Genomic DNA, 1,934 nt, shown 5'->3' with positions numbered 1-1,934 from the left:
GGTGGGGTGGATGGCACCTACATAGTTACCCAGGTGCGGGGTGCCCGTGGTGGTGATGCCGGTGAGGACGCGGGTGCGGGATGGGGTGGTCATGAGAAAAATCAAACGGTGAGAAAAGCAGCAGAACAATCAGCGAAACAAGGCTGCAACAGGGCTCAGTGCAAGCCGAATCGCTTCGAAGGTTACACCCATCAAGGGCTGCATCCACCAGGCGCTGATGAAACCGGTGACCACCAATGCCATGACGATGAAAAACCCCCAGGGCTCAACTCGGGACACAAGCACCGCCTGTCGCCATGGCAATAGGCCGACCAGGATGCGTCCGCCATCCAGTGGGGGCAGAGGAAACAGGTTGAAGGCGAACATGACCACATTGGTCAGCATGCCGGCCTTGCACATCTCGATGAAAAAGCGCTCGCTGACACCGCTGCCCGTCAGCACATAAAACAACACGCCCCAGATCAATGCCTGAACCAGGTTGGCACCCGGCCCGGCCAGTGCCACCCAGACCATGTCGCGTTTGGGGTGGCGCAACCGGTCAAAGCGCACGGGCACCGGCTTGGCATAACCGAACAAAAATGCGCCACTGGTGCTGAAGTAAAGCAGCAGGGGCAGCAAGATGGTGCCTACCGGGTCGATGTGCGGGATGGGGTTGAGCGTCACGCGGCCTAGCATGGACGCGGTGTTGTCGCCCAAGCGCAGCGCGGCGTAGCCGTGGGCGGCCTCGTGCAGCGTGATCGCTAAGATCACCGGCAGGGCGTAAATCAAAACGGTTTGGATGAGGTCAGACATATCTCCGATTGTCTCAGACCCGTCTCTGCGCTGGTGCGGGCAGGACTTCGTGCCCATCAAGTCTGACGAGACAGGCTTGTGCAGCGTCTTTGAGTAGGAGCGTTCCCTGTAGGCGATGGTTTTGGATGTGAGCCACGACTATCGCCCATAGGGGTGGGCTCCTACCAAGAAGAAGGCGCTGCCAGGCAGAGCAACTCAAGAAAATCAAGGTCAGTGAGTCCAGATCAATTCAGATCAATTGGCCGAGCACCAAGGCCCGGCCGGAGGTGTTCACCCCTGGGCGGGTAAAAACCGCTCCACCAGCAAGGACCAATAGGCCGAGCCCACGGCCACGTTCTGGTCGTTGAAGTCGTAGCCGGGGTTGTGCACCATGCAGGCCCCGTGGCCGTCGCCCGAGCCATCGCCATTGCCGATGAGCAAATAGCAGCCGGGCACCTCTTCGAGCATGAAGGCGAAGTCTTCACTGCCGGTCAGCGCACGGCCTTGGCGCGTGACGTTGGCGGCGCCTACCAGCTCTTCGCCCACTTGGCGGGCAAATTCGGTTTCGCTCAGATGGTTGACCAGCACCGGGTAGCCGCGTTGGTAGTCGATGTGGGCCTTGACGCCATAACTGGCCGCTTGGGCATGGACCAGCTCGGTGATGCGTTTTTCGAGCAGGATGCGCACGTCGCGGTCCAGCGAACGCACGCTCAGGCGCAGCGTGGCCGTTTGCGGGATCACGTTGTTGGCCACGCCCGCATTAAAAGCCCCCACGGTGATGATGGCCACTTGTTGCGGGTCGACGTTGCGCGCCACGATGCTTTGCAGGCCCATGACGATGGCCGAACCCGCCACCACCGGGTCGGCTGCGCGGTGCGGCAGCGCCCCATGGCCGCCCGTGCCTTCGATGGTGATGGTCACATTGTCCGAGGACGCCATGGCCGGACCATCGCGGAACACCAGCTGGCCTTGCGGGTGGCCCGGCATGTTGTGCATGCCAAAGGCGGCGTCACAGGGGAATTGCGTGAAGAGCCCGTCTTCCATCATCTTTTTGGCCCCGCCCAGGCCTTCTTCAGCCGGCTGGAAGATCAGATTGACGGTGCCGGAAAACGCCGCCTTTTGGGCGATGTGTTTGGCCGCTGCCAGCAGCATGGCGGTGTGCC

Annotated in this window: 2 protein-coding genes; both read right to left on the bottom strand. The window is 61.5% G+C overall.

All coding sequences use genetic code 11. The features are described 5' to 3' along the window. Positions 1 to 129: 129 nt before the first annotated feature. On the bottom strand, positions 130 to 792 hold the full coding sequence (locus tag Q0341_RS06470; protein ID WP_299511323.1) for a site-2 protease family protein: 663 nt from the start codon (positions 790 to 792) through the stop codon (positions 130 to 132). Positions 793 to 1,062: 270 nt separating this feature from the next. Next, positions 1,063 to 1,934 (bottom strand): amidohydrolase (locus tag Q0341_RS06465; RefSeq protein ID WP_299511321.1); only part of this gene is annotated, 872 nt, incomplete at its 5' end.

This window comes from uncultured Limnohabitans sp. (assembly GCF_937889215.1).
GTDB lineage: Bacteria > Pseudomonadota > Gammaproteobacteria > Burkholderiales > Burkholderiaceae_C > Limnohabitans_A.
This window is presented reverse-complemented; position numbering and strand designations above follow the sequence as displayed.